Source organism: Haloarcula sp. CGMCC 1.2071, assembly GCF_037078445.1.
GTDB lineage: Archaea > Halobacteriota > Halobacteria > Halobacteriales > Haloarculaceae > Haloarcula > Haloarcula amylolytica.
On sequence record NZ_JAYMGY010000009.1, the window covers coordinates 66,633 to 85,551 of the forward strand.

17 protein-coding genes are annotated in these 18,919 nt (G+C 65.3%); 11 read left to right on the forward strand and 6 right to left on the reverse strand.

Going from position 1 to position 18,919, the window contains the following annotated elements; genetic code table 11:
* From VI234_RS15630 to VI234_RS15645, 4 genes are read left to right on the forward strand one after another with little or no spacing between them, the layout of a single operon-like run.
* The gene (locus tag VI234_RS15630; protein ID WP_008308844.1) at window positions 1-1,239 is read left to right on the forward strand and encodes a serine/threonine protein kinase; all 1,239 of its coding nucleotides are present in this window, start codon (window positions 1-3) and stop codon (window positions 1,237-1,239) included.
* Window positions 1,236-2,441, forward strand: a complete 1,206-nt coding sequence (locus VI234_RS15635) for a PP2C family protein-serine/threonine phosphatase (RefSeq protein WP_336330539.1) — start codon at window positions 1,236-1,238, stop codon at window positions 2,439-2,441. The genes VI234_RS15630 and VI234_RS15635 overlap by 4 nt, the downstream gene beginning before the upstream one ends.
* 60 nt (window positions 2,442-2,501) lie before the next feature.
* Window positions 2,502-3,659: a double zinc ribbon domain-containing protein gene (locus VI234_RS15640; RefSeq protein ID WP_336330540.1), complete on the forward strand. Its 1,158-nt coding sequence runs from the start codon at window positions 2,502-2,504 to the stop codon at window positions 3,657-3,659.
* A gap of 40 nt (window positions 3,660-3,699) precedes the next feature.
* The gene (locus VI234_RS15645) at window positions 3,700-4,971 is read left to right on the forward strand and encodes a zinc ribbon domain-containing protein (protein ID WP_336330541.1); all 1,272 of its coding nucleotides are present in this window, start codon (window positions 3,700-3,702) and stop codon (window positions 4,969-4,971) included.
* 5 nt (window positions 4,972-4,976) lie between these two features.
* On the opposite strand, the gene VI234_RS15650 is transcribed toward VI234_RS15645, so the two are convergent.
* From VI234_RS15650 to VI234_RS15665, 4 genes are read right to left on the reverse strand one after another with little or no spacing between them, the layout of a single operon-like run.
* Window positions 4,977-5,525 (reverse strand): hypothetical protein, encoded by a 549-nt coding sequence (locus VI234_RS15650; protein ID WP_008308848.1) that lies wholly within the window; start codon window positions 5,523-5,525, stop codon window positions 4,977-4,979.
* A 23-nt stretch (window positions 5,526-5,548) separates the two neighbouring features.
* Window positions 5,549-7,237 (reverse strand): b(o/a)3-type cytochrome-c oxidase subunit 1, encoded by a 1,689-nt coding sequence (locus VI234_RS15655; protein ID WP_008308850.1) that lies wholly within the window; start codon window positions 7,235-7,237, stop codon window positions 5,549-5,551.
* Window positions 7,237-7,806: a cytochrome c oxidase subunit II gene (locus VI234_RS15660; RefSeq protein WP_008308852.1), complete on the reverse strand. Its 570-nt coding sequence runs from the start codon at window positions 7,804-7,806 to the stop codon at window positions 7,237-7,239. Before VI234_RS15660 ends, VI234_RS15655 begins: the two co-directional genes overlap by 1 nt.
* Before the next feature lie 4 nt (window positions 7,807-7,810).
* A complete protein-coding gene (locus VI234_RS15665; protein WP_008308854.1) occupies window positions 7,811-9,040 on the reverse strand; it encodes a halocyanin domain-containing protein in 1,230 nt (409 codons plus the stop codon).
* 167 nt (window positions 9,041-9,207) lie between these two features.
* On the opposite strand from VI234_RS15665, the gene VI234_RS15670 reads away from it, so the two are divergent.
* From VI234_RS15670 to VI234_RS15690, 5 genes are all read left to right on the forward strand, one after another.
* Entirely contained in the window at window positions 9,208-9,384 is a 177-nt protein-coding gene (locus VI234_RS15670; RefSeq protein ID WP_008308856.1) for a hypothetical protein, read from the forward strand.
* 1 nt (window position 9,385) lies between these two features.
* The gene (locus tag VI234_RS15675; RefSeq protein WP_336330542.1) at window positions 9,386-10,159 is read left to right on the forward strand and encodes a sulfite exporter TauE/SafE family protein; all 774 of its coding nucleotides are present in this window, start codon (window positions 9,386-9,388) and stop codon (window positions 10,157-10,159) included.
* Window positions 10,156-12,537 (forward strand): heavy metal translocating P-type ATPase, encoded by a 2,382-nt coding sequence (locus VI234_RS15680; protein ID WP_336330543.1) that lies wholly within the window; start codon window positions 10,156-10,158, stop codon window positions 12,535-12,537. Before VI234_RS15675 ends, VI234_RS15680 begins: the two co-directional genes overlap by 4 nt.
* Window positions 12,538-13,183: 646 nt before the next feature.
* A complete protein-coding gene (locus tag VI234_RS15685) occupies window positions 13,184-13,495 on the forward strand; it encodes a hypothetical protein (RefSeq protein WP_008308862.1) in 312 nt (103 codons plus the stop codon).
* A 288-nt stretch (window positions 13,496-13,783) separates the two neighbouring features.
* Window positions 13,784-14,248 carry an SRPBCC family protein gene (locus VI234_RS15690; protein WP_336330544.1) on the forward strand — a complete coding sequence of 155 codons (465 nt, stop codon included), beginning with the start codon at window positions 13,784-13,786 and terminating at the stop codon, window positions 14,246-14,248.
* 5 nt (window positions 14,249-14,253) lie between these two features.
* On the opposite strand, the gene VI234_RS15695 is transcribed toward VI234_RS15690, so the two are convergent.
* Together VI234_RS15695 and VI234_RS15700 are read right to left on the reverse strand one after the other, a co-directional pair.
* On the reverse strand, window positions 14,254-16,011 hold the full coding sequence (locus VI234_RS15695) for a MutS-related protein (protein WP_336330545.1): 1,758 nt from the start codon (window positions 16,009-16,011) through the stop codon (window positions 14,254-14,256).
* A gap of 35 nt (window positions 16,012-16,046) precedes the next feature.
* Window positions 16,047-16,655 (reverse strand): zinc ribbon domain-containing protein, encoded by a 609-nt coding sequence (locus VI234_RS15700; RefSeq protein WP_336330546.1) that lies wholly within the window; start codon window positions 16,653-16,655, stop codon window positions 16,047-16,049.
* A 201-nt stretch (window positions 16,656-16,856) separates the two neighbouring features.
* On the opposite strand from VI234_RS15700, the gene VI234_RS15705 reads away from it, so the two are divergent.
* Window positions 16,857-17,993 (forward strand): PAS domain-containing response regulator, encoded by a 1,137-nt coding sequence (locus VI234_RS15705; RefSeq protein ID WP_336330547.1) that lies wholly within the window; start codon window positions 16,857-16,859, stop codon window positions 17,991-17,993.
* A 176-nt stretch (window positions 17,994-18,169) separates the two neighbouring features.
* Window positions 18,170-18,907 (forward strand): sporulation protein, encoded by a 738-nt coding sequence (locus VI234_RS15710; RefSeq protein WP_008308870.1) that lies wholly within the window; start codon window positions 18,170-18,172, stop codon window positions 18,905-18,907.
* Window positions 18,908-18,919 lie beyond the last annotated feature (12 nt).

The following is an 18,919-nucleotide window of genomic DNA, read 5'->3' on the forward strand; positions in this document are numbered from 1 at the left end:
ATGAACTGGGAACCTGAGAGCGGTGATGTCATCGCCGGCCAGTACGAACTCGAGGAATTCCTCGGCAAGGGAGGGTTCGCGAAGGCGTTCCGCGCCAGAGACACCGAGACAGGCGAGTCGGTCGCCGTCAAGTACCCCAACTACACCGAATCCCAGAACGACCCCGACATCATCGAGGAGTATTTTAAAAAGGAGGTCGGCTCCCTGGAACGTATCCGCCGGGCCGGCGGCCACGAGAACGTGATGGACTACTACGACCAGGTCACGGAGCGTGACGTTCCGTTTCTGGTCGTCCAGCTGATCGTCGACGGCATCGAACTCGACGAAGTCATCGACCAGCACGGCCCGATCGACGACAGCGAGCAGGTCCGACAGATCGGCATCGACCTCTGTGACGCGATGGGGTTTCTCCACGAGAACGAGATCGTCTACCGGGACCTGAAACCGGAGAACGTGATGCTCACGCCCGACATCACGCCCACACTGATCGATTTCAACACCGCGACGGGCTTCGACGCCTCCGGGGACCCTTCTTCGGGGAACACCGGGACGACGATTCTGGGGCCGTTCAAGCCCCGCGAAGTCGCCGAGGCCAGCCGCACCGACGTTCGGCAGGGTCCCTGGTCGGACGTGTATTCCATCGGGAAGATACTCCTATTCTTGCTCAAGGGGAGCGTCCCGAAGAAAGACGGCGTGAACCCGCAGGCGTTCGGGGCAGACTGCGACGATTATCTGGCCGAAATCGTCGAACGGGCCACACAGTCACATTACCGCGACCGATACCGGAACGCGACGGTCCTCAAGGAGGTCCTCGAACGGCGCGATCCAACGCCGCCTGCGACGGCGTCGGTGACGTACATCCAGGCTGATAGGCAGTTCACCGTCGAACCGGGCGACACTATCGGGCGACAGGGCGCGAGCGGTCCCCCGGCATCGATAACAATCGAAGACCCGCAGGGGGAGTACATCTCCTCGGTGCAGGTACAGTTCGATATCGAGGACGGCGAGTGGTCCCTCCACGACCGGAGCCTCAACGGGACGTTCGTCCAGAAAGGGGCCGGTTGGCAGCGGGTCCTCTCCGAACCCGGACGCAACCGTCTGCGCTCCGAGGGCGAGGACCCGACCGACAGACACGGCGACGTTCCACCCGAGTCAGTGACACTCACCGACGGCGACCTGGTGTCGCTGGTCCATCCGACCTACGGGGTCACGTTCGAGTTCCATCCGGAGGAGTCATGAGATACAGCACGAACTACGACATCGGCGAGCGGAAGCGAGGACAGGGAATCAACGAGGACAGCGTCTCTCTGACGGTGTTCGAGGAGGGCCATCGGGACGGGTATCGCGGGCAAGACAGACCGCAGTCGCAGAACACGGCCACAGCGGACGGCGACGAGACAGCGGACGCGCCAGACGAACCATCCGATACTGAGGCGGCGGATGCCGATGACGACACGGACACAGCCGACGCTGAGGACGCGGATACGTCCGGCGCTGATGACAGCGGACACCCGATGAACCGCTCGGCCGGCGTGTTCGTGGTCGCCGACGGGGCTGGCGGACACGACGCCGGAGACATTGCGTCGTACATTACGACCACTATCGTGGCTGAACAGCTTGCTCCCGTGGCGATCCGGACGGCTCGGAGCTATCCCGGTGGCTTCGATGTCGACGTGGCCCGTGATGTCCTTCCGGACCCGCCCGGAGAGCGGGAACTCGAAACTGCCGTGGCGGAGGCGATTACGGCGGCCCACCGCGAGATCATCCGGTACGCAAACGAGACCGGGACCCAATCCTACACGACGGTCGTCGCGGGCATCTACGCCGACGGCAAGCTCCACTACGGCTGGGTCGGTGATAGCCGGGCCTACGTCGTCAACAGCGCCCGCGAGACGATTTCACCGCTGACCAGAGATCACGCCGTCGTTCAGGAATGGGTCGACAACGACGAAATCGACCCCGTCGAGGCACACGTCCACCCGAACGGGAACGAGATCACCCGCGCGCTGGGCGGGTCCGGCTACGAGGACCCCGACGAGGCGACTGTCGGGGTGGACACGCGAACGGTCAGGCTGTACGCGGAGGACACGGTGTTGGCGACCAGCGACGGACTCATCGACGCACAGACCGACGCGCCGGAACTGTACGAGGAGTACGTCGATTCGGACCACGCCGATTCAGTGGCCGAGCGTATCCGCGAAGCGGCCGTCACCGACGACGAGATCCGTGACGTGGTCCTCGATGCAGCGTCCCTCGACGCGGCGAGTCGGGAGTTCGTGTCGCTGGCAAACGACCGCGGCGGGAAGGACAACATCTCCGTGCTCCTGTTTGCCGACAGTGCGCTTCCGGAAACACCGGAAAGCGGCGGGATGCCAGTTCGAGATATCGACCCTGATCTCGACATTTCCGAACGGGATACCGTTATTATGACAGACGAGTAGAGAGAAAGTTTCGTGGGACAAGTATTTTATTTCTCGACTCTATAGTCTCTAACGAAACCCATGCCTGAATCCGACCGCACGGTAAAATGCCCCATATGCGACGAGGACTTTGATCCGACAGTCGCGGGCGGATGGTGCACAAACCCGGACTGTGGTGAGTGGCAACACACTGACGAAAGCGCTGCTGATTTTGACACCGACGATGGGGTGCCGGACGACGCCGACCTGATACCGGAAGGCACGGACGAGGCGGACCCGACGGATGGCCGGTCGATGGGGGCTAGCGGCGAAGCCGACGCCCCGGATGGGCACACTGTCGCCGATGATAGCGACGACGAAGCATCGGTGGATGGAGCCTCGGATACTGGGGCAGCCGAGGCCGGAGACGAGACGGTGGGGACGGCGGAGACGGCGGATACGGCGGATACGACGGAACACGAGCCTGAAGCCGACACCGATGCCGAAAACGGAACTGAGCCGAACGTTGCGGAAGAACCCGACGAGGCCGACGAAACCCCGGACCAGCCCAGCAGTGACTCCGATGCGGACGCCGAGACATCCAACGACACCTCGGAGACAGATGACGACGCGACGACGATTTCCTGTCCGGACTGTGACCGTGAACTCGACGCCGACGCGAATTTCTGTGTCGCCTGCGGTGCCGACGTACAGGATATCACACCGGGCGACGACGGCTCGCTCGACGCGTGCCCGTCCTGCGACACCGCTGTCGACGACGATGCCAGCTTCTGTGTCAACTGTGGGGAGGACTTGGACGCGCATCGCGGCGAGAGCGACACGCCGACGGCTGACTCGACAGGGTCGTCGACCGCCGACGAGACGGAGAGTGAGTCAGCAGCCACGGGCAACGCCGTCGACACACTCGCGTCACAGTCCACCGACGACGCGGCGGTACCGGACAAACTCGTCCTCTCGGTCGAGGGGCGTGACATCACCATCGAAGATGGAGACCGCATCGGCCGGGAGATCCGGGCGGCACTATTGGACGCCGGGCGACCGGAAGACGAAGCGGTTCGGATCCACCGCGAACACGTCCGGTTCGACCGCCAGCCGGAAGGGTACTATCTGGTTGACCTCGGGGACAACCCGACGCGGCTGAACGAGACCCAGTTGCAGAAAGGCGACCGGGAACCGATCCAACCGGGCGACGAACTCGAACTGTCGGGCGTCGCCACGATGACAATTCGGGCGGCGTGACCACCCACAGTTAAGCGGTCGGTCGGGAAATATCAGGCTGATGGAGCGTGGTCGACTGGGGTTGGAACTCCGCGAGTCCGCCGCACTACTGCGAACTGAAACCTGGCTATTTGTGGGTGTGGGTCTGGCATGGCTCGTCTACGGTGGCTGGGTGCTCGCGACGGGGCTGCTGTTGGCGCAGTTCCCAGGGCTCGAAGGTACTGTTCTTGTGACACTTGCTGGCCGGACTATCTCGCTACGCACTGTACTCACCGCCGGTCTCTGGCTCCTCGGTCCGTCGCTGGCGACCGTTGTCCTCGTCAACCGACGGCTTCGGAACAGCTACGGCAACCTCGCCGACGCGTACCGGTTGGACCATCCAAGCCTGTTGCTCGCTATCCCCGGCAGTGTGCTTCTGGGCTGCCTGTTGCTCAGTGTCACGCTCGGCCAGCAACGTCTGCTCACGGTAGTTGCACTGTTCGGGACGGTGCATCTCGTCGTCCGGACCGTCGCCTACGGACACCGCGTGTACACGCTCTCGGCCCCACCACTCCTGTCGCTGCTGGTGTTCGTAAGCGCCGCTGCTCTCGGGACTGGGTGGCTGACACAGCCGGTCGTCGCACCCGGCGTGTCGTCGTCGCTGTCCCTGTGGCTGGCGCGGGCGGGCGTCGGTCCCGTGGCGGAGACGGCGCTGCAACTGACGGGCGTACAGCCATCGCAAGCCACACCTCTGTTCATCGCCGTCCCCGGCGTGCTGGCGAGCGCGTACCTCCTGTTCCAATTGCTCGCTGGAACCGTCGTTCGAATCCGTGCGCCGCTTTCGAACCCGCAGCGCCGTCCGGACCAGCGGTTCCCTATCATGCCACCGGTCGGCGGCTCACAAAACGGCGACGAGAGTCCGACTGCCGAACGGGCTGTGGACGCCGCACCGGACTCCCGGAAACAGACTGGAGCGGGGACCGACACCGAAGATGCTGACAGCGACGAGGAGCCACCGGGACACACCGGGACCCGAGTGTTTTCGCCCGACGAGGTCCCGGCGGCGGAACCGCCCGCTCACGGATCGGAACAGGACAACGCGCAGCCGTCGGACGACGACGCGGAACCGGAGACGCCGGTCGACGACAGCGGTACAGAAACGGAATCGGAGACGGCCGGGACCGACAGTTCGAATGAGGCTGCCTCGGCGACAGACGAGGCATGGATGGACGATACGTCCGTCTTCACGCCGGGCGGCCGCGACGCCGGACAGTCGTACTGCGGCGAGTGCGGCGAGTCGCTCCCGCCCGACGCTACCGCCTGCCCGTCCTGTGGCGACCCCGTGGACGGGTGAGACGGTCAGCGGTTCGAAACGGGGATGTCACCGAGCGCAACGGTGTATTGCGTCGATTGTACCGAGCCCCCGTCCGGATACACTAGCACCGTTACAGAGACGGTGTCCGGCCGTTCGCCGGGGGGCAGTAGCCACGACTTGGTCACGTCGTCAGTCTGATTCACTGGTAGCTGTCCGGTGCTCGCGGATTCCGCAATCGTCTCGCCGCTGCGGGTGGTGACGCTGTCGAGACGAACTGCCGCGGGGTCTGACCCGGTGTTCGTCACGTTCACCGTGAGCGTGAACCGCCACCCCTCGTCGGCGGTGACGACAGACGCCGCATCGATGCGGGCTGAGACGTTCGCGGATTCCAGAATCGGGTCGCCGACGCCGGCACCGGCCGGCTCCGCAGTCGGCGTTTCGGGGACCGCCTCCCCACCGGTGTCCCCGGTCAAATGATGCCCCATCATACTCCCGAAGGTAACGACCTCGATGAGGATCGGCAAGCCGATTCCAACGATGATGAGGAGTCGTAGCAGCGTTTTCTGCTCCGGACCGTCGACGTCGTCGAACATGATGAGAGAGTAGTGAAGTTGTGTTAGACCGGGATCGGCGGGCTACCGGGCGCGAACAGTCCATCAGCGACCATGCTGGCGAGCGGCGGCCCGTAGGCGATGGCGATGAGCAGCAGGGCAATCGCCGTCCAGAGCTTGTAGTTGTCCAGGATACGCGGGCTGTGGTCCGCGCCGGACAGCGGTTCCGGGATGTGGCCGTTGACCGACAGCGTCCCGCCGCGGCGAGCGAGCAGGGTGTCGGCCATGACGATGAGGAACATCGCCGCGCCGACGAACAGCAGGAAGCCACCGATGGCGATCTGGATGCGCATTTCGCCGACCGTTCCGGCGACGCCCTCGAACGCGAACTCGTCGTACGTCGGTTCGGCAGTCCGTCGCGGAATGCCGGCGAGGCCGGCGCGGTGCATGGCGTTCGACATCACCGCCATGCCCACGAACCAGACGTACGGCTGGAGCGTGGCGATGGTGCGCTGTCGGAGTTTCTTGCCTGTAATCTGTGGAACCAGCCAGTAGCTGATGGCCATCGCCGTCAGCGCGAACGCAGTCCCGACGGTGAGGTGGAAGTGGCCGGGCACCCAGATGGTGTTGTGGATGAGGTAGTTGATGTTCATCCCGGCGTTGATCATGCCGGAGAAGCCTCCCGCTGCGAACATCAGGCCGGCGAGCATACAGCCGGCGAAGGCCGGTTTCCCCCATGGCAGATTTCGAAGCCATGAGAGGTAGCCCTTTGCACCCCGCTGGCGAGCGCCGTGTTCGACCGAGGCGACCACGGTGAACGCGGTCAGCAGCGAGGGCAACAGCAAGAACATCGTGTTCGTCATCGCGATGAATTTATATCCCGATGGGATGCCGGGGTCGGTGTACTGGTGGTGGAAGCCGACCGGGGTCGAGAGCAGCAGGAAGGCGACGAACACGACGCGGGCCAGCGGGTCACTGAACAGTCGCCCACCGGCCAGCTTCGGCAGGATGGTGTACCAGACGAGGTACGCCGGCATGAGCCAGAAGTACACGACTGGGTGGCCGAAGTACCAGAACAGCGTCCGCGTCAGCAGCGGGTCGACGTTCTGGATGAGTCCGAGCGACCACGGAATGAGGAAGGCGACGACCTCGACGGCGACGCCGATGGTGGAGATGTACCACATCAGCATCGTCGTCAGGACCATGAACGTCTGCAGGGGAATGCGTTCACCCGGGTTCTCAGAGCGCCACTCCCACAGGGACTTGAAGTACGCGAGGCCGGCGACCCACGAGCCGACGATGATGAGCGCGGCGCCGATGTAGAACGCCGGGTGCGCCTTCATCGGGGCGTAGAAGGTGAACAGCACGTCCGCTTCGAGGTCGTGACCCAGAATCGACGGCGAGCCAACGATGCCGCCGATGATGGACACGGCCGCAAGCACCGTCCCCGTGAGCATTATCCAGAAGGCCGACCAGGCGATGCGATGTGGCAGCTCGCGTTCGAGGCTGTTAGCGACAGCCCATGTGAACAGTCCCGCGATGAAGAACGTGGTAAACACGAGCGCCAGCAGGACGCCGTGGCCCGTCAGAATCGTGTAGTAATCGGCTGAACTGACGAAGCCCCGGAACACGCCGGTCCGATGGAGCGCCTGGATGACGCCGAACAGCGCACCGATTCCGAGCGCGATGAACGAGACGAGGAACTCGCTACGGACGAGCTTCGACGTTTTCGGATAGGAGTCGACGAACACCATTACTGATCCGCCTCCTCCTGAGCCTGTGCGTCATCTGCGGACTGGTCGATGTTCTCTTGCTGCATATCGTACTCCTCCGGCGGGACGACTTCGACGGAGCCACCCATCGTGTGATGGGCCGCCCCGCAGTATTCGTGACAGACGAGTCCGTAGGTGCCGGGCTCGTTGAACCGGGCCGAGACTTCCGAGACCTGTCCCGGGATGACCATCGTGTTGATGTTGGTTTCAACCACGGAGAAACCGTGTGTCACGTCCGCACTGGTTACTTTGAACGTGACGTTCGCACCCGCGGGCACACGGATCGGCGTGTCCCCGGTCCCGGGAACGAACTGGAACTGCCGGGCGACGACGTACACGACGTACTGCCCGTCCTCTTTGACGACACCGGGGTCGTCGAACTGGGTGTCAGTGTTACCGTTCTGTACCGCTTCTGCGCTGATCTGTCCGCCCGTATCGTCGACCATCCCGACGCCAACGCCGACCGAGCCGTAGGCGATAGTTGCGATGAACCCGACGATGAGCAGTAGCGCTGCACCGAGCCAGACTTTTTCGAATCTATGAACCTGCATGATATCACCCGATTATTGAGACACGGCCGAGGAACTCGACGAAGTACATGAACACCCATAGCAGGGCGATGAGCACGAAGTAGAACGCGACCAGCGCCGCCGTTCCCTTCGGGTCGTACTCGTCGTGGCCAAGCTCGACGGCCGGTTCAGTTTCAGCGGCTTCTTCAACAGGTTCCGGGCCGCTCGCCCGCCGTAGCTCGCCACCCTCACCCGTCTGTGGTGGCCGCCCGTTCTGGCGGCGTCGCATCGCAACCGCGAACAACAGCGGTGAGAAGAACGCCAGTAGGACCGAGCCTGAAAGGAGCCACTGCGGGCCGGAGAGTTCGATACCGCCGCCTTCCTGTCCGCTTCCGCCGCCACTGCCACCACTGCCGCCATCAAGTGGGCCGCCGACAACGACCGCACCCTTCATGCCGAGCGATGCGTGGGGCGTACAGACGTACTTGTACACACCCGTCTCTTCGAAGGTATGGCTGTAGGTGGTCCCGGATTCGCTGACGGGGTCGCCCGAGTCAAGTGGGCCGTCGCCGTCGGAAACGACGTTGTGGCCGCCGCCTTCGCCGGTCCAGGTCCACGTCACTTCGGTGCCGGGCGTCACCCGAACCGCAGGCGGGTCGAAGGCGAACGCGCCGTTGTTACCCTGTGCACCGACCGATATCTCGACGCTATCGGCGTCGGTTCTGTCGACCGTCGTTCCGTCGTAGTTGGAAACGTCGTCGAACCAGCCGCCGTAATCGGGGTTCTCGGGCGGCCCCTGTTGCTGTTGGCCGCCGGAGTCACTGCCGCCGGAGCCGCCGGGCCGAACGACGACTGCGCCTTTCATACCGAGCGATTCGTGGGGGACACAGACGTACTTGAACATCCCCTCCGACTCGAAGGTGTGGCTGTAGGTCGTGCCGGCTTCGCTGACCGCGCCCCCGGAGTCGAGCGGGCCGTCGCCGTCGGAGACGACGTTGTGGCCGCCGCCTTCGCCGTTCCACTCCCAGACGACCTCTGTGCCCGGGCTGACCATCACTGCCGGCGGGTCGAATGCGAACGCGCCGTTGTTGCCCTGCGCGCCGACGGTGATTGTAACAGTGTCTTGGCCTCGCTTGTCGGCGGTCCCGTCGTAGTTCGACACGTCGTCGAACCAGCCGCCGTAGTCCGGTTCCTCCTGTGCTGTCGCCGTGCCGGTCGCGGCCAGCGCCGCCGTCCCGGCTGCGGCACCGACGAACTGTCGCCGACTCAGCGCCATCGTCGCACCCCCACCGCGTCGTGCGAATCTGGCAGCTGGCTGCTTCTAGCTTCGTGCCGTACCATATCTGGGAGAATAGCAGATTACCTAAAAAAACCCCTGATGGTGTTTTCAGCCGGCAGGAACGACCCGTTTCTTTTTATAATCCCTCTAACGTACGGCCAGATATGTCTGCGTCAAGCCCTCGGCTCGTGACGTTGCTGGCGCTGCTCGGGCTCGCGCCGGTCGCGTACTACATGCAGGGAACCGGACGCTCCATCGTCGCGCTCTCGCTGGTCAGCGTCGTCATCATCGCCGGCAGCCTGTTCTGGATGACAAAACCAACCGAGTCGAGTACCGTCTGATATGCAGTTCGGGACGGCGGGGCTGAGTTCCGGTGAGACGGCCGGCCTCGCGGCGTTCGTCGGGCTGGGACTCGTCGGCAGCGTCCACTGCCTCGGGATGTGCGGGCCGTTAGTCACCACCTACGCCGATAGACTTGACGACGGCGGGCCGGTGTCCGGCCACGAGATACGTCAGCACGCGCTGTTCAACGCCGGTCGGACACTGAGCTACGCGCTCGTCGGGACGGTGCTTGGCGCTGCTGGCAGCGTTCTGTACGACGTGGCCGGCTTAGCACGCCTCGGGACCGCTGTCCGTGGAGCCGTCGGGGTTTTCGTCGGCCTCGCGATCATCACTGTCGGTATCGGGTATCTCTCGCGTGGGCGCGCCGTCGATGTCGCCCGGTCGCTGCCGCTGGTCGGGAACCTGTTCCAGCGCCTCTCCGCGTCGCTCGTCGCCAGAGTCGACCGGTGGGTCGACGGTCCGGGGATGGTCGCGCTGGGCGCGATGCACGGGCTGCTCCCCTGTCCGTTGCTCTACCCGGCGTTCTTGTATGCGTTCGCGACGGGCTCCGCGCTCACCGGCGGGCTTTCGCTGGCCGCACTCGGCCTCGGGACGTTCCCGCTGGTGTTCGCCTACGGGACCGCCTTCGGCACGCTGTCGCCGGGCCATCGCTCGACGCTACACCGGGTGCTCGGGGTCGTCTTCATCGCGCTCGCGCTCGTCCCGCTGTCGAACGGGCTGGCGGCGTTCGGTATCGCTATCCCGAAACCACCCCTGCCGATGCCCTGGACATGACCCACTGTACGCTCTGTGACCTGCCGGTCGATGCCCCGGTCACCGACGACGCGGTCGAGGGGACGTTCTGCTGTCGCGGCTGTCTGGAAGTCGCGCGGACGCTCGACGACCCGGCGACGGAGACCCGCGACGCGGCCGACACGGGACCCGACCCGGACGACGCCGACGGCGAGACGGCGTTCCTCTCTGTCGACGGGATGCACTGTGCGACCTGCGAGACGTTTCTGGAAGCGCGGGCCACGGACCACGACGGCGTCGCTGCCGCATCGGCCAGCTATCCGACGGGGACGATGAAACTCACCTACGACGCCGACGCGCTCTCGGAGACGGACCTCGCGGACGCGGTCGCCGGCACCGGCTACGACGCCAGTCTGCAGGCCACGGAGACCGACGACGAGTACGAACTGGAGGGGCGTCTCATCGTCGGTGGCTTCTTCGGGATGATGACGATGCTGTGGTACGTCCTCTTTCTCTACCCGGCGTACCTCAATGTCGACCCGTCCCTGTTGTTGTTCGACCCGGCGGGGCAGGCGGGGGACTACCTGCTGTGGAACATGGCCGTGATGACCGGCGTCGTGGTCGGCTATACCGGGTGGCCGCTGCTCCGCGGGGCCTACGTCAGCCTCCGTGCCGGCCGGCCGAACATGGACCTGCTGGTGGCGATGGCCGCCGTGACTGCCTTCTTATACAGCGTCGTCGCCGTCATTCTGGGCCGGACAGAGGTGTACTTCGACGTGGCGACGGTCATCGTCATGGCAGTCTCGGTCGGCGACTATTACCAGGACCGGGTCCGGCGGCGCGCGCTGGACCGCCTCACGGAGTTCACGACACAGCGGGCCGATAGCGCCCGGCGACGCACCGACGGTGGTCACGAGGAGGTCGATGTCGAGGCGCTGTCGGCCGGCGACGAAGTCGTCGTCCGCTCCGGCGAGCGAATCCCCGTCGACGGGACCGTGGCCGAGGGGACCGCCGCCGTCGACGAGTCGCTCGTGACCGGCGAGTCGCTAGCCGTCCGGAAGACGGACGGCGACGAGGTCATCGGTGGGTCCCTGGTCACGCAGGGCGGCGTCGTCGTCCGCGTCGGGCCGGACGCCGAGAGTACCGTTGACCGGCTGACGAACCTGCTGTGGGAAGTCCAGAGCACGCGCGGCGGCGTTCAGCGGCTGGTCGACCGCATCGCCGCCGTCTTCGTCCCGCTGGTGGTCGTCCTGGCTGTGCTCGCCACCGGCGGGCACCTCGTCGCCGGAGCGACGCCGACCGACGCGATGCTGACCGGGCTGGCTGTACTCGTGGTCTCCTGTCCCTGTGCGCTGGGGCTGGCGACACCGCTGGCAACCGCGGCCGGCATCCGTCGGGCGCTGGACGGCGGGACCGTCGTCACTGGCGATGCGGTGTTCGAGATCGCGACCGACGCGGACGTGGTCGCGTTCGACAAGACGGGCACGCTGACGACCGGCGAGATGGAACTGCTGGAGCGGGCCGACGAACAGGCGATGGCCCGGGCGGCCGCAGTCGAGCAGTTCGCGGGGCATCCCGTCGCCGAGGCAGTGACGGACGCCGTCCCGGTACCGGACGCGGCCGTCTCCGAGTTCGAGCAACACCCGGGCCAGGGCGTCACTGCGACAGTCGACGGGGACCACGTTGTCGTCGGGACACAAGCGCTGTTCGACGACCTCGGGTTCGACGTACCCGCTGACCTCCGGACCCGGTGTGAGCGTGCGACTGAGAACGGGCGTGTCCCAGCGCTCGTCGGCTGGGACGGCGAGGCGCGGGACGTGCTCGTAGCGGGGGACAGGCTCCGCTCGCACTGGGAGTCGGTCGTCTCGACGCTGGCCCGTGACCGCGATGTCGTCGTCATCACTGGTGACCGGCCCGAAGCCGCCACACCGTTCGAGCGCCACGATGGCGTCGACGAAGTGTTCGCCGGGGTGCCGCCCGAGGCGAAAGCCGAAGTCGTCGGGCGACTGCAGTCCCGCGGGACCGTCGCGATGGTCGGCGACGGGAGCAACGACGCACCGGCGCTAGCCGCTGCCGACGTGGGCATCGCCATGGCGTCGGGCACGTCACTGGCTGCCGATGCGGCCGACGCGGTCGTCACAACAGACGACCTGCGTGCCGTTCCCGACGTGTTCGCGGTGACGGCCGCGACCCGCACGCGGGTCCGCCAGAACCTCGGGTGGGCGTTCTGTTACAACGCCGTGGCGCTCCCGCTAGCGCTGCTCGGCGTCCTGAACCCGCTGTTCGCGGCCCTGGCGATGACAGCCAGCAGCCTGCTCGTCGTGGGGAACTCCACGCGGACGCTGGCGGGAACAGCCACATACAGCGAGGCGAGTGCCGAGGGACCGACTGCGACGCAGCAACCAGCAGCGGCCGACTGAAGCCGTGCTGTTGTGCCAGCGACCGCTCAAGGGTTTGTCATTTGGTACCATGTCTGAAACAGATTTAATATATCACCGGTTCAGGTTACAGATACGTCGCATTCACCGACGTGGTGACCCATGACCTACGCAATTCCCGTTCCCGCGCCAACGTCGTTCGCTCGCTGGCTCTACAGCGGGCGGTCGGCTATCGAACGTAGCCTTGACGCTACGGTCGAGTACGCATCCCTTATTGGGGAACGGGCCACTGCGGACACCCGCTCGGTGAAAATTCCGCCCGTGGCACCATAGACTGGTTCGCTGCCGTGGGACCGGCGTCCCACTCACGGACGCCGCACTGCGGCGGCGATTCGACCGGGCTTACTGTCGAGCGGTGGGGCTTTGCCTCCCGCTCGGCTGGTCCGTCTGCGAGGCCTGCACCGCACAGTGTGGCCTCTCGGCGTGCCGCCATCGCCCCTGTTACCCCTACCGTATCGTGTAGCCACCTTGCTGTCCAGCTCTCGGGTTCCCCATCGTCCCGGTGTGGGAATCCTGTACCGGCCGCTCCGGGCCGGACGTACGCGCCCGCCGCCCGCGCAGTCCCTGACCGACGCGACTCGATTGGTGAGTGCCCTCCCTGCTCGGTTCGACTCCGGCCGTCGGCGTTATGTCGCTGCAGGCGACTCCCCCGACCGAGGTATCGGCCGACGTATCACTGCGCGTTCCGCGTGGCGGGTCCGAGACCCTCGAAGCCGGTGTCGCCGGCGTCCTCGCGGCCGTCGACGGCGTCGAAGACGTGGCGGTCGACCGCGTGACCAGCGTGCGGCCGACCTGGACCGACATCCGGGTCGACGCCGACGTGTCGCTGACCCTGCGCGTTGACGCTGAACGGAACACCGCCGATGGCCGCACCGAACTCCTGCAGGAGGGGTTCGGCGTGATGGCGGTCAACCGCCTCGACGTGACCGGTAACGCGTAAGCGCAACCCTCTAACTCGCCCCGTCTCCTGCTTTCCCGAAATCGCCCGGTTACGCCGGGTCCCTGCCCGGCGCAGGTTCGACTCCTGACGGGAAGTCACCCATGATGCACAGAACATACCTCGCCGCTGTCATCGGACGGCGGCGACGCGACTCGAAGAGCCGAGCACAGTCACGCCGTACCCGTCGGCTGTAGCCGCCGGGACCGGTCGCAGTAGTTCCTGACCCCGGCTGGTCTGGTGTCACTGTGTGGCCGAGCGTGTAAGATACTGGAGTACGAAGCACGACACATGACGGTGCATACGTCTGACGACCGCTGGCTCGATGCGCCGGTCGAGACGGTCTTCGCGTTCATGGACGAGCCGTCGAATCAGGCGGCCGTCACGCCGAGCCTGACCCGCGCCGAGCGTATCGAGCGGCTGCCAAACAGCGGAAACCGCGCTGCGTACGAGTACAAAATGTTTGGAATCACCTTCACCGGTGAGGTCCGTGCCTCGACATACAAGCCGCCCGAGCGCATCGTCTACGAGATGAGCGGCGACCTGACGGGGCGGATCGCCTGGCGGTTCGAACCGGAGCGCAGCGGCACGCGACTCACATACGCCGCTGAATACGAGGTTCCCGGGCCGCTCCCGGAGTTTCTCCTCGCGCCGCTCATCCGATGGTACAACCGCCGGGAGGTACGGCGGCTGCTGGACAACGTCGCCGGGGCGGTCGAAGGGGAGGAGCAAGTCGTCGGCGGTTCGCTGTCGTAACTGCGCTACTCGTCGGTCCAGAGCGCGTCCGAGAGCGTCCGCTGGACCGCTTCTTCGCCGACAGCTGTGGCAAGCGTCTCGAACCCGTTGCGCTCGACGGGGTCCGTGGCGTTCGCGACCAGCCGGGAGACGATGAACTCCGGTGTGGACTTCCCGACCGTGCCAAAGCGGGGCTGATAGTCGACCTGCAGGTCGAGGTCCTGATTCAGCCCTTCGGCGAAGATGCCGTCGACGCGGGCTTCGGTGGGCAGCGGTTCGAGGTCGTCCGCGAGGTGGGTGACGAACACACCCAGCGCGTCGCGGTCGACGGTCAGCGTCACGAGCCCGTGGAGGAGGTCGGCGGCGGAGCCGGGTTCGGTGATGGCCTCGAACTCGTCGACGAGCATCAGCGTCCGGTCGCTCTCGGTCAGCGGCGGCACAACCGACCGCAGCGTCGATTCGAGGACGCCGGCGTTGAACGAGGCGTGCCGGCGGTGGAACACGACGGTGTCGACGATGCCCACCTCGGCGGCCTCGGCGGGGACTGGCAGCCCCATCTGTGCGAGCAGTTGCACCTGACACAGCGTCTCCAGCAGCGTCGTCTTCCCGCCGGAGTTCGCGCCGGTCAGGACAGCTACCCGGTCGCCGCTTGGCGGCTGGTTCGCCCGATCCAGGTCCAGCGTGTGGTCGCCGATGGCGTAGGTGACCGGCTGGACGCTCTCCACGTCGGCGATGGTGAGGTTCCGGGCTCGCTTGACCGCGATTGTCTTGCGGTCCTCGACGAAGGTGGGCCGCGTCAGATCGAAGGCGATGGCGAAGCGGGCGAGCGACACCGAGAACGCGATGTCGTCCACCGCCGCGACGGCGGCGTCGATGTCCTCGCGGGCGTCCGCGAGGTCGTCCTCCAGCCGGTCGGCCACCGCCTGCTCGCGCTCCTGTACGTCGCTGCGCAGGGTGCTCCGGAGTTCCCGCAGCGCCACGTCCACGAAGTCCCGCGCGTCGGTCGCCTCGCGAGGCATCGCGTCGCGGACCCTTGCGGCGTCGATGCCTGTCTCGCTCGTGACGTGGCGAACGAGCGCGTCCTGGAACTCGTCGGGCCGCCGTGCGCCCTCCTGAACGGCCTCGACGACCTCCATCGAGGCTGCTGCGAGGTCTTCGATTTGCCCAAGCTGATCGCGCAGGCGGTCGAGTTCCTCGTCGGCCCCTTCGCCGACGGACTCGCCGTCGCCCGCGAGGCCGGCGAGCGCCGCCCGGCCAGCCGTCAGTGACTCGCCGTCGAGGGTCGCCAGTGGCTCGAACACGCCGCTCTCGATGCCGGTGTCCCGGAGCGCCAGCGCCACGTCGACCGCGGCCAGTTCGCCCCCGTCGGCGTCGTAGGCGTCGAACGCGTCGAGGACGGCCCGCTGGTCTCCTTCGGAGAGGTCGGCCCAGGTGTCCCGCGCTTCGAGCACGTCGTCCAGCCGCTCGTCCATGGCCTCGCGGGTCGGCAGCGGCGTCAGCACGCGGATGCTGTCCGCCGCGTCCTCGGTGACCGCGTACTCCTCGGCGAGGTCGAGCAGTTCCTTGTACACGTCGCGGGTATCTCTGGTGGCGAGCAGGTCCATCGACTCGGCCCCGGTCGCCCGCCGGAGGATGCGCGTCGCTCGCCCCCGGGAGAGGCCGGCCGTGGTTAGCGCTCGTGTATCCGCCGACTCGATGGCCTCGATGGCCCGCTCGACGCCCAGCTCCTCGGTGAGCAGCTCTGACGTCTTCGGGCCGATGCCCCAGTACTCCTCCAGTCGCATGCACGGGTGGACAACGGCGGCCCGCTTAGGCGTTTTCAGTTGTCGGGCTCGTCGTCGTCGATACCGAAGCGCTCGTGCAGCGGCCCCGGCTCTCCGCGGGCCTGCCGGTCAGCCCGGCGGGCTGCACGGCGCGCGATGAGTGCGCCCAGCGCCGCCGGAATCGCAAGACCGAGCGACACGAGCGCGGTCTGTTCGGAGACGACTGATGGGCCATCCGACAGGAGCACTTCGTAGCCGACTGCGAGCACGACGACGGCCACACCGGCGACGACGAGATACAGCCCGCGGGCAAGCACCTCGCTGGGGTTGCGGAGCCGCGAGAGATACGCGGCCGGACCGAGCCAGCCGGCCAGCAGGACACCCACGGCCACGGGAAGCGAGAGATCGCCGACGAGGATGACGACGGCGTACAGCACGAGCGGCGCAATGGCGATACCGAGCGAAAGCCCTGTGAGCGTGACTGCCCACGTCGGCGCACCGGAGTCCATCGACTCAAGCGTCTCGGTCAGGCGTTCGTCAAGCATCTCAGTCTGTTCGTCGGTGAGTAACGACGCGCCACAGTGTGGGCAGGCCATCGCTGTGGGTTCCAGCGGCTCGCCACACTCCGGGCAGGCGGGGTCCGACGCATCGCGCCACTCGGTCATATCCCCCATTGCACGCCGAGCGCTTTGAGTGGTCCGGCTACTTTCCCCTCTAGCTCTCATAGGTAACCGGACCGTTCGATGGCTACACACCCTTCAGAGCGACTCAGATGGTTGAATTCACCGTCGCCGCAGTAACCATTCTGTTGCCCGTTCGATGTGAACTATGGAAAGAAATAATCCATTCCGTCCCTGTGGATGTATATGGGGGACGTTGGCATTCTACATGTAGATGATGAACAAGGATTCGCGCAGCTGACGGCCGAACTGCTCGAACGAAAAGACGACCGGTTTACCGTCGAGACTGCGACAAGTGCCGCCGAGGGGCTCCAGTATCTCGACGATACCCTCCCCGATTGTATCGTTTCTGACTTTGAGATGCCCGAGATGGATGGGCTTGAGTTTCTGCACGCTGTTCGGGAAGAGCACCAGACACTGCCGTTTATTTTATTTACCGGACGGGGGAGCGAAGCAGTCGCCAGCGACGCTATCTCTGCCGGTGCAACCGACTACTTGCAAAAACAATCCGGGACCGAGCAGTACGAGCTACTGGCCAACCGGATCAATAATGTTGTCACGCAGTATCGCTCAGAAAAACAGTTGCAGCAGACCAGAGAAGAGTACGCCGCTGTCTTCGAGAACACGCGGAACGGACTCCTCCTCGTTGATGTCGAAGAAGACGGGTTTCGATTCCGGCGATGCAACCCGCAGATGCTGGAGTTCACCGGACTTAAAGAATCGGAGCTCATCGGTAAGACTCCACTGGAAGCACTTGGCTACGAAAACAGCAGAAAGGTCGCTGGTGCGTACCGGAAATGTGTCGCCACGCGCGAGACAATCGAATATACGCTGACACTGGACCACCCGGTCGGGGAAGTCATCCACGAAGTCAGTGCTACGCCGATCATCTCGGACGGCGAGGTCGAACAGCTGGTCGTTGCGTTTACTGACATCACCGAGCGTCACAACCGCGAACAGGAACTACTGGAGGAGCGTGCGGTCATCCAGCAAGCGCTCGATGCGCTGGAGGACCCACTGTTTGTCATTAGTGCAGATGGGCACATCGAGCACTGCAACGAACGGGCGGGTGAGCTTACAGGCCACACCGGACAAACAGCCGAAGGGCTGCCGATCACCGACCTGTTTCCCGAAGCCGAGCGGGAGGCGATTACCGACGCAGTCGATCGGTCTCTCGGTCGCGGGCGAGCCACCGTCACGGCCAGTCTCCGCACCGACGGCGGGCACCGCCGTACGTATGAGTTCAGCGGCCGCTCTCTGACCGACTTGGACGGCAACACGGCTGGAGTCGTCATGATAGGTCAGCGTATATCAGACGACTGATCGGTTGCGTTCGCTGTGGAACCGACGGCTCCAAACGGCTATGTCAGGGTGAAACGGTCCCAACTGGCTCTCTCAGCCCGGTGCCGGACGTGCCCGGGCACTCTCGTAACCCCATTCTTTCGATAGCGTCACTCCCTGAACTTTATACTCTGTGACGGTCGAATTACACAACACCAATGAAAGACGTGCTCTCCAGAATCGGCATCGGCTCGGCCACAGTAGACACGATTCTGCCGACGGATACCGTCAGAGCCGGCGAATCCGTCCCGGCCGAGGTCCACGTCGAGGGCGGGTCGACGGATCAGGACGTCGACGCGGTCTACTTCGCGCTGGAAACCGAATACAAGTCCGACGAAGGGTACAAGGACGCCATCATCGACCAGTGGCAACTCACCGAGCCGTTCACTATCGAAGCAGGCGAAGAACGACGCTTCGAGACCACTATCGAGATTCCCCGGGAGACGCCGGTGACTACGCGCTCGACGGCCGTCGAAATCGAGACCGGCCTCGACATCTCGATGGCGGTCGACCCCGGCGACGAGGATTACATCGAAGTCGAACCGACACACCGCACGCAAGCGGTGTTCGACGCGCTGGATTCGCTCGGCTTCTCGCTCCACGCCTCGGCCTGTGAGGCGACGGCTGGCAGTCTGTTCACTACCTCTGCGAACTTCGCCCAGGAGTTCGAGTTCCGACCACAGCGCGGCGAGTTCTCCGATCAGGTCGACGAGGTCGAGATTGTCCCGGTGTTCGACGACGACGGGCTCACGGTGTACCTGGAGGTCGACCGCAGCGCCGGCCTGCTCTCGGAGGTGACCGACGCCGACGAGCGACACACGAGACTCACGATAGAAGCACCGGAGCCTGACGCTATCGAGCCACGACTCGCGGAAGCGATTCGGGAACTGAGTTAGCCCGCTGGCGTA

Bases quoted from the DNA above. Each gene is read 5' to 3' on its own strand.
- VI234_RS15680 (WP_336330543.1), top strand. From the start codon at position 10,156: ATGACCCACTGTACGCTCTGTGACCTGCCGGTCGATGCCCCGGTCACC.
- VI234_RS15640 (WP_336330540.1), top strand. From the start codon at position 2,502: ATGCCTGAATCCGACCGCACGGTAAAATGCCCCATATGCGACGAGGAC.
- VI234_RS15655 (WP_008308850.1), bottom strand. From the start codon at position 7,237: ATGGTGTTCGTCGACTCCTATCCGAAAACGTCGAAGCTCGTCCGTAGC.
- VI234_RS15675 (WP_336330542.1), top strand. From the start codon at position 9,386: ATGCAGTTCGGGACGGCGGGGCTGAGTTCCGGTGAGACGGCCGGCCTC.
- VI234_RS15695 (WP_336330545.1), bottom strand. From the start codon at position 16,011: ATGCGACTGGAGGAGTACTGGGGCATCGGCCCGAAGACGTCAGAGCTG.
- VI234_RS15630 (WP_008308844.1), top strand. From the start codon at position 1: ATGAACTGGGAACCTGAGAGCGGTGATGTCATCGCCGGCCAGTACGAA.
- VI234_RS15660 (WP_008308852.1), bottom strand. From the start codon at position 7,806: ATGCAGGTTCATAGATTCGAAAAAGTCTGGCTCGGTGCAGCGCTACTG.
- VI234_RS15690 (WP_336330544.1), top strand. From the start codon at position 13,784: ATGACGGTGCATACGTCTGACGACCGCTGGCTCGATGCGCCGGTCGAG.
- VI234_RS15635 (WP_336330539.1), top strand. From the start codon at position 1,236: ATGAGATACAGCACGAACTACGACATCGGCGAGCGGAAGCGAGGACAG.
- VI234_RS15685 (WP_008308862.1), top strand. From the start codon at position 13,184: ATGTCGCTGCAGGCGACTCCCCCGACCGAGGTATCGGCCGACGTATCA.
- VI234_RS15650 (WP_008308848.1), bottom strand. From the start codon at position 5,525: ATGTTCGACGACGTCGACGGTCCGGAGCAGAAAACGCTGCTACGACTC.
- VI234_RS15665 (WP_008308854.1), bottom strand. From the start codon at position 9,040: ATGGCGCTGAGTCGGCGACAGTTCGTCGGTGCCGCAGCCGGGACGGCG.
- VI234_RS15700 (WP_336330546.1), bottom strand. From the start codon at position 16,655: ATGACCGAGTGGCGCGATGCGTCGGACCCCGCCTGCCCGGAGTGTGGC.
- VI234_RS15710 (WP_008308870.1), top strand. From the start codon at position 18,170: ATGAAAGACGTGCTCTCCAGAATCGGCATCGGCTCGGCCACAGTAGAC.
- VI234_RS15645 (WP_336330541.1), top strand. From the start codon at position 3,700: ATGGAGCGTGGTCGACTGGGGTTGGAACTCCGCGAGTCCGCCGCACTA.
- VI234_RS15670 (WP_008308856.1), top strand. From the start codon at position 9,208: ATGTCTGCGTCAAGCCCTCGGCTCGTGACGTTGCTGGCGCTGCTCGGG.
- VI234_RS15705 (WP_336330547.1), top strand. From the start codon at position 16,857: ATGGGGGACGTTGGCATTCTACATGTAGATGATGAACAAGGATTCGCG.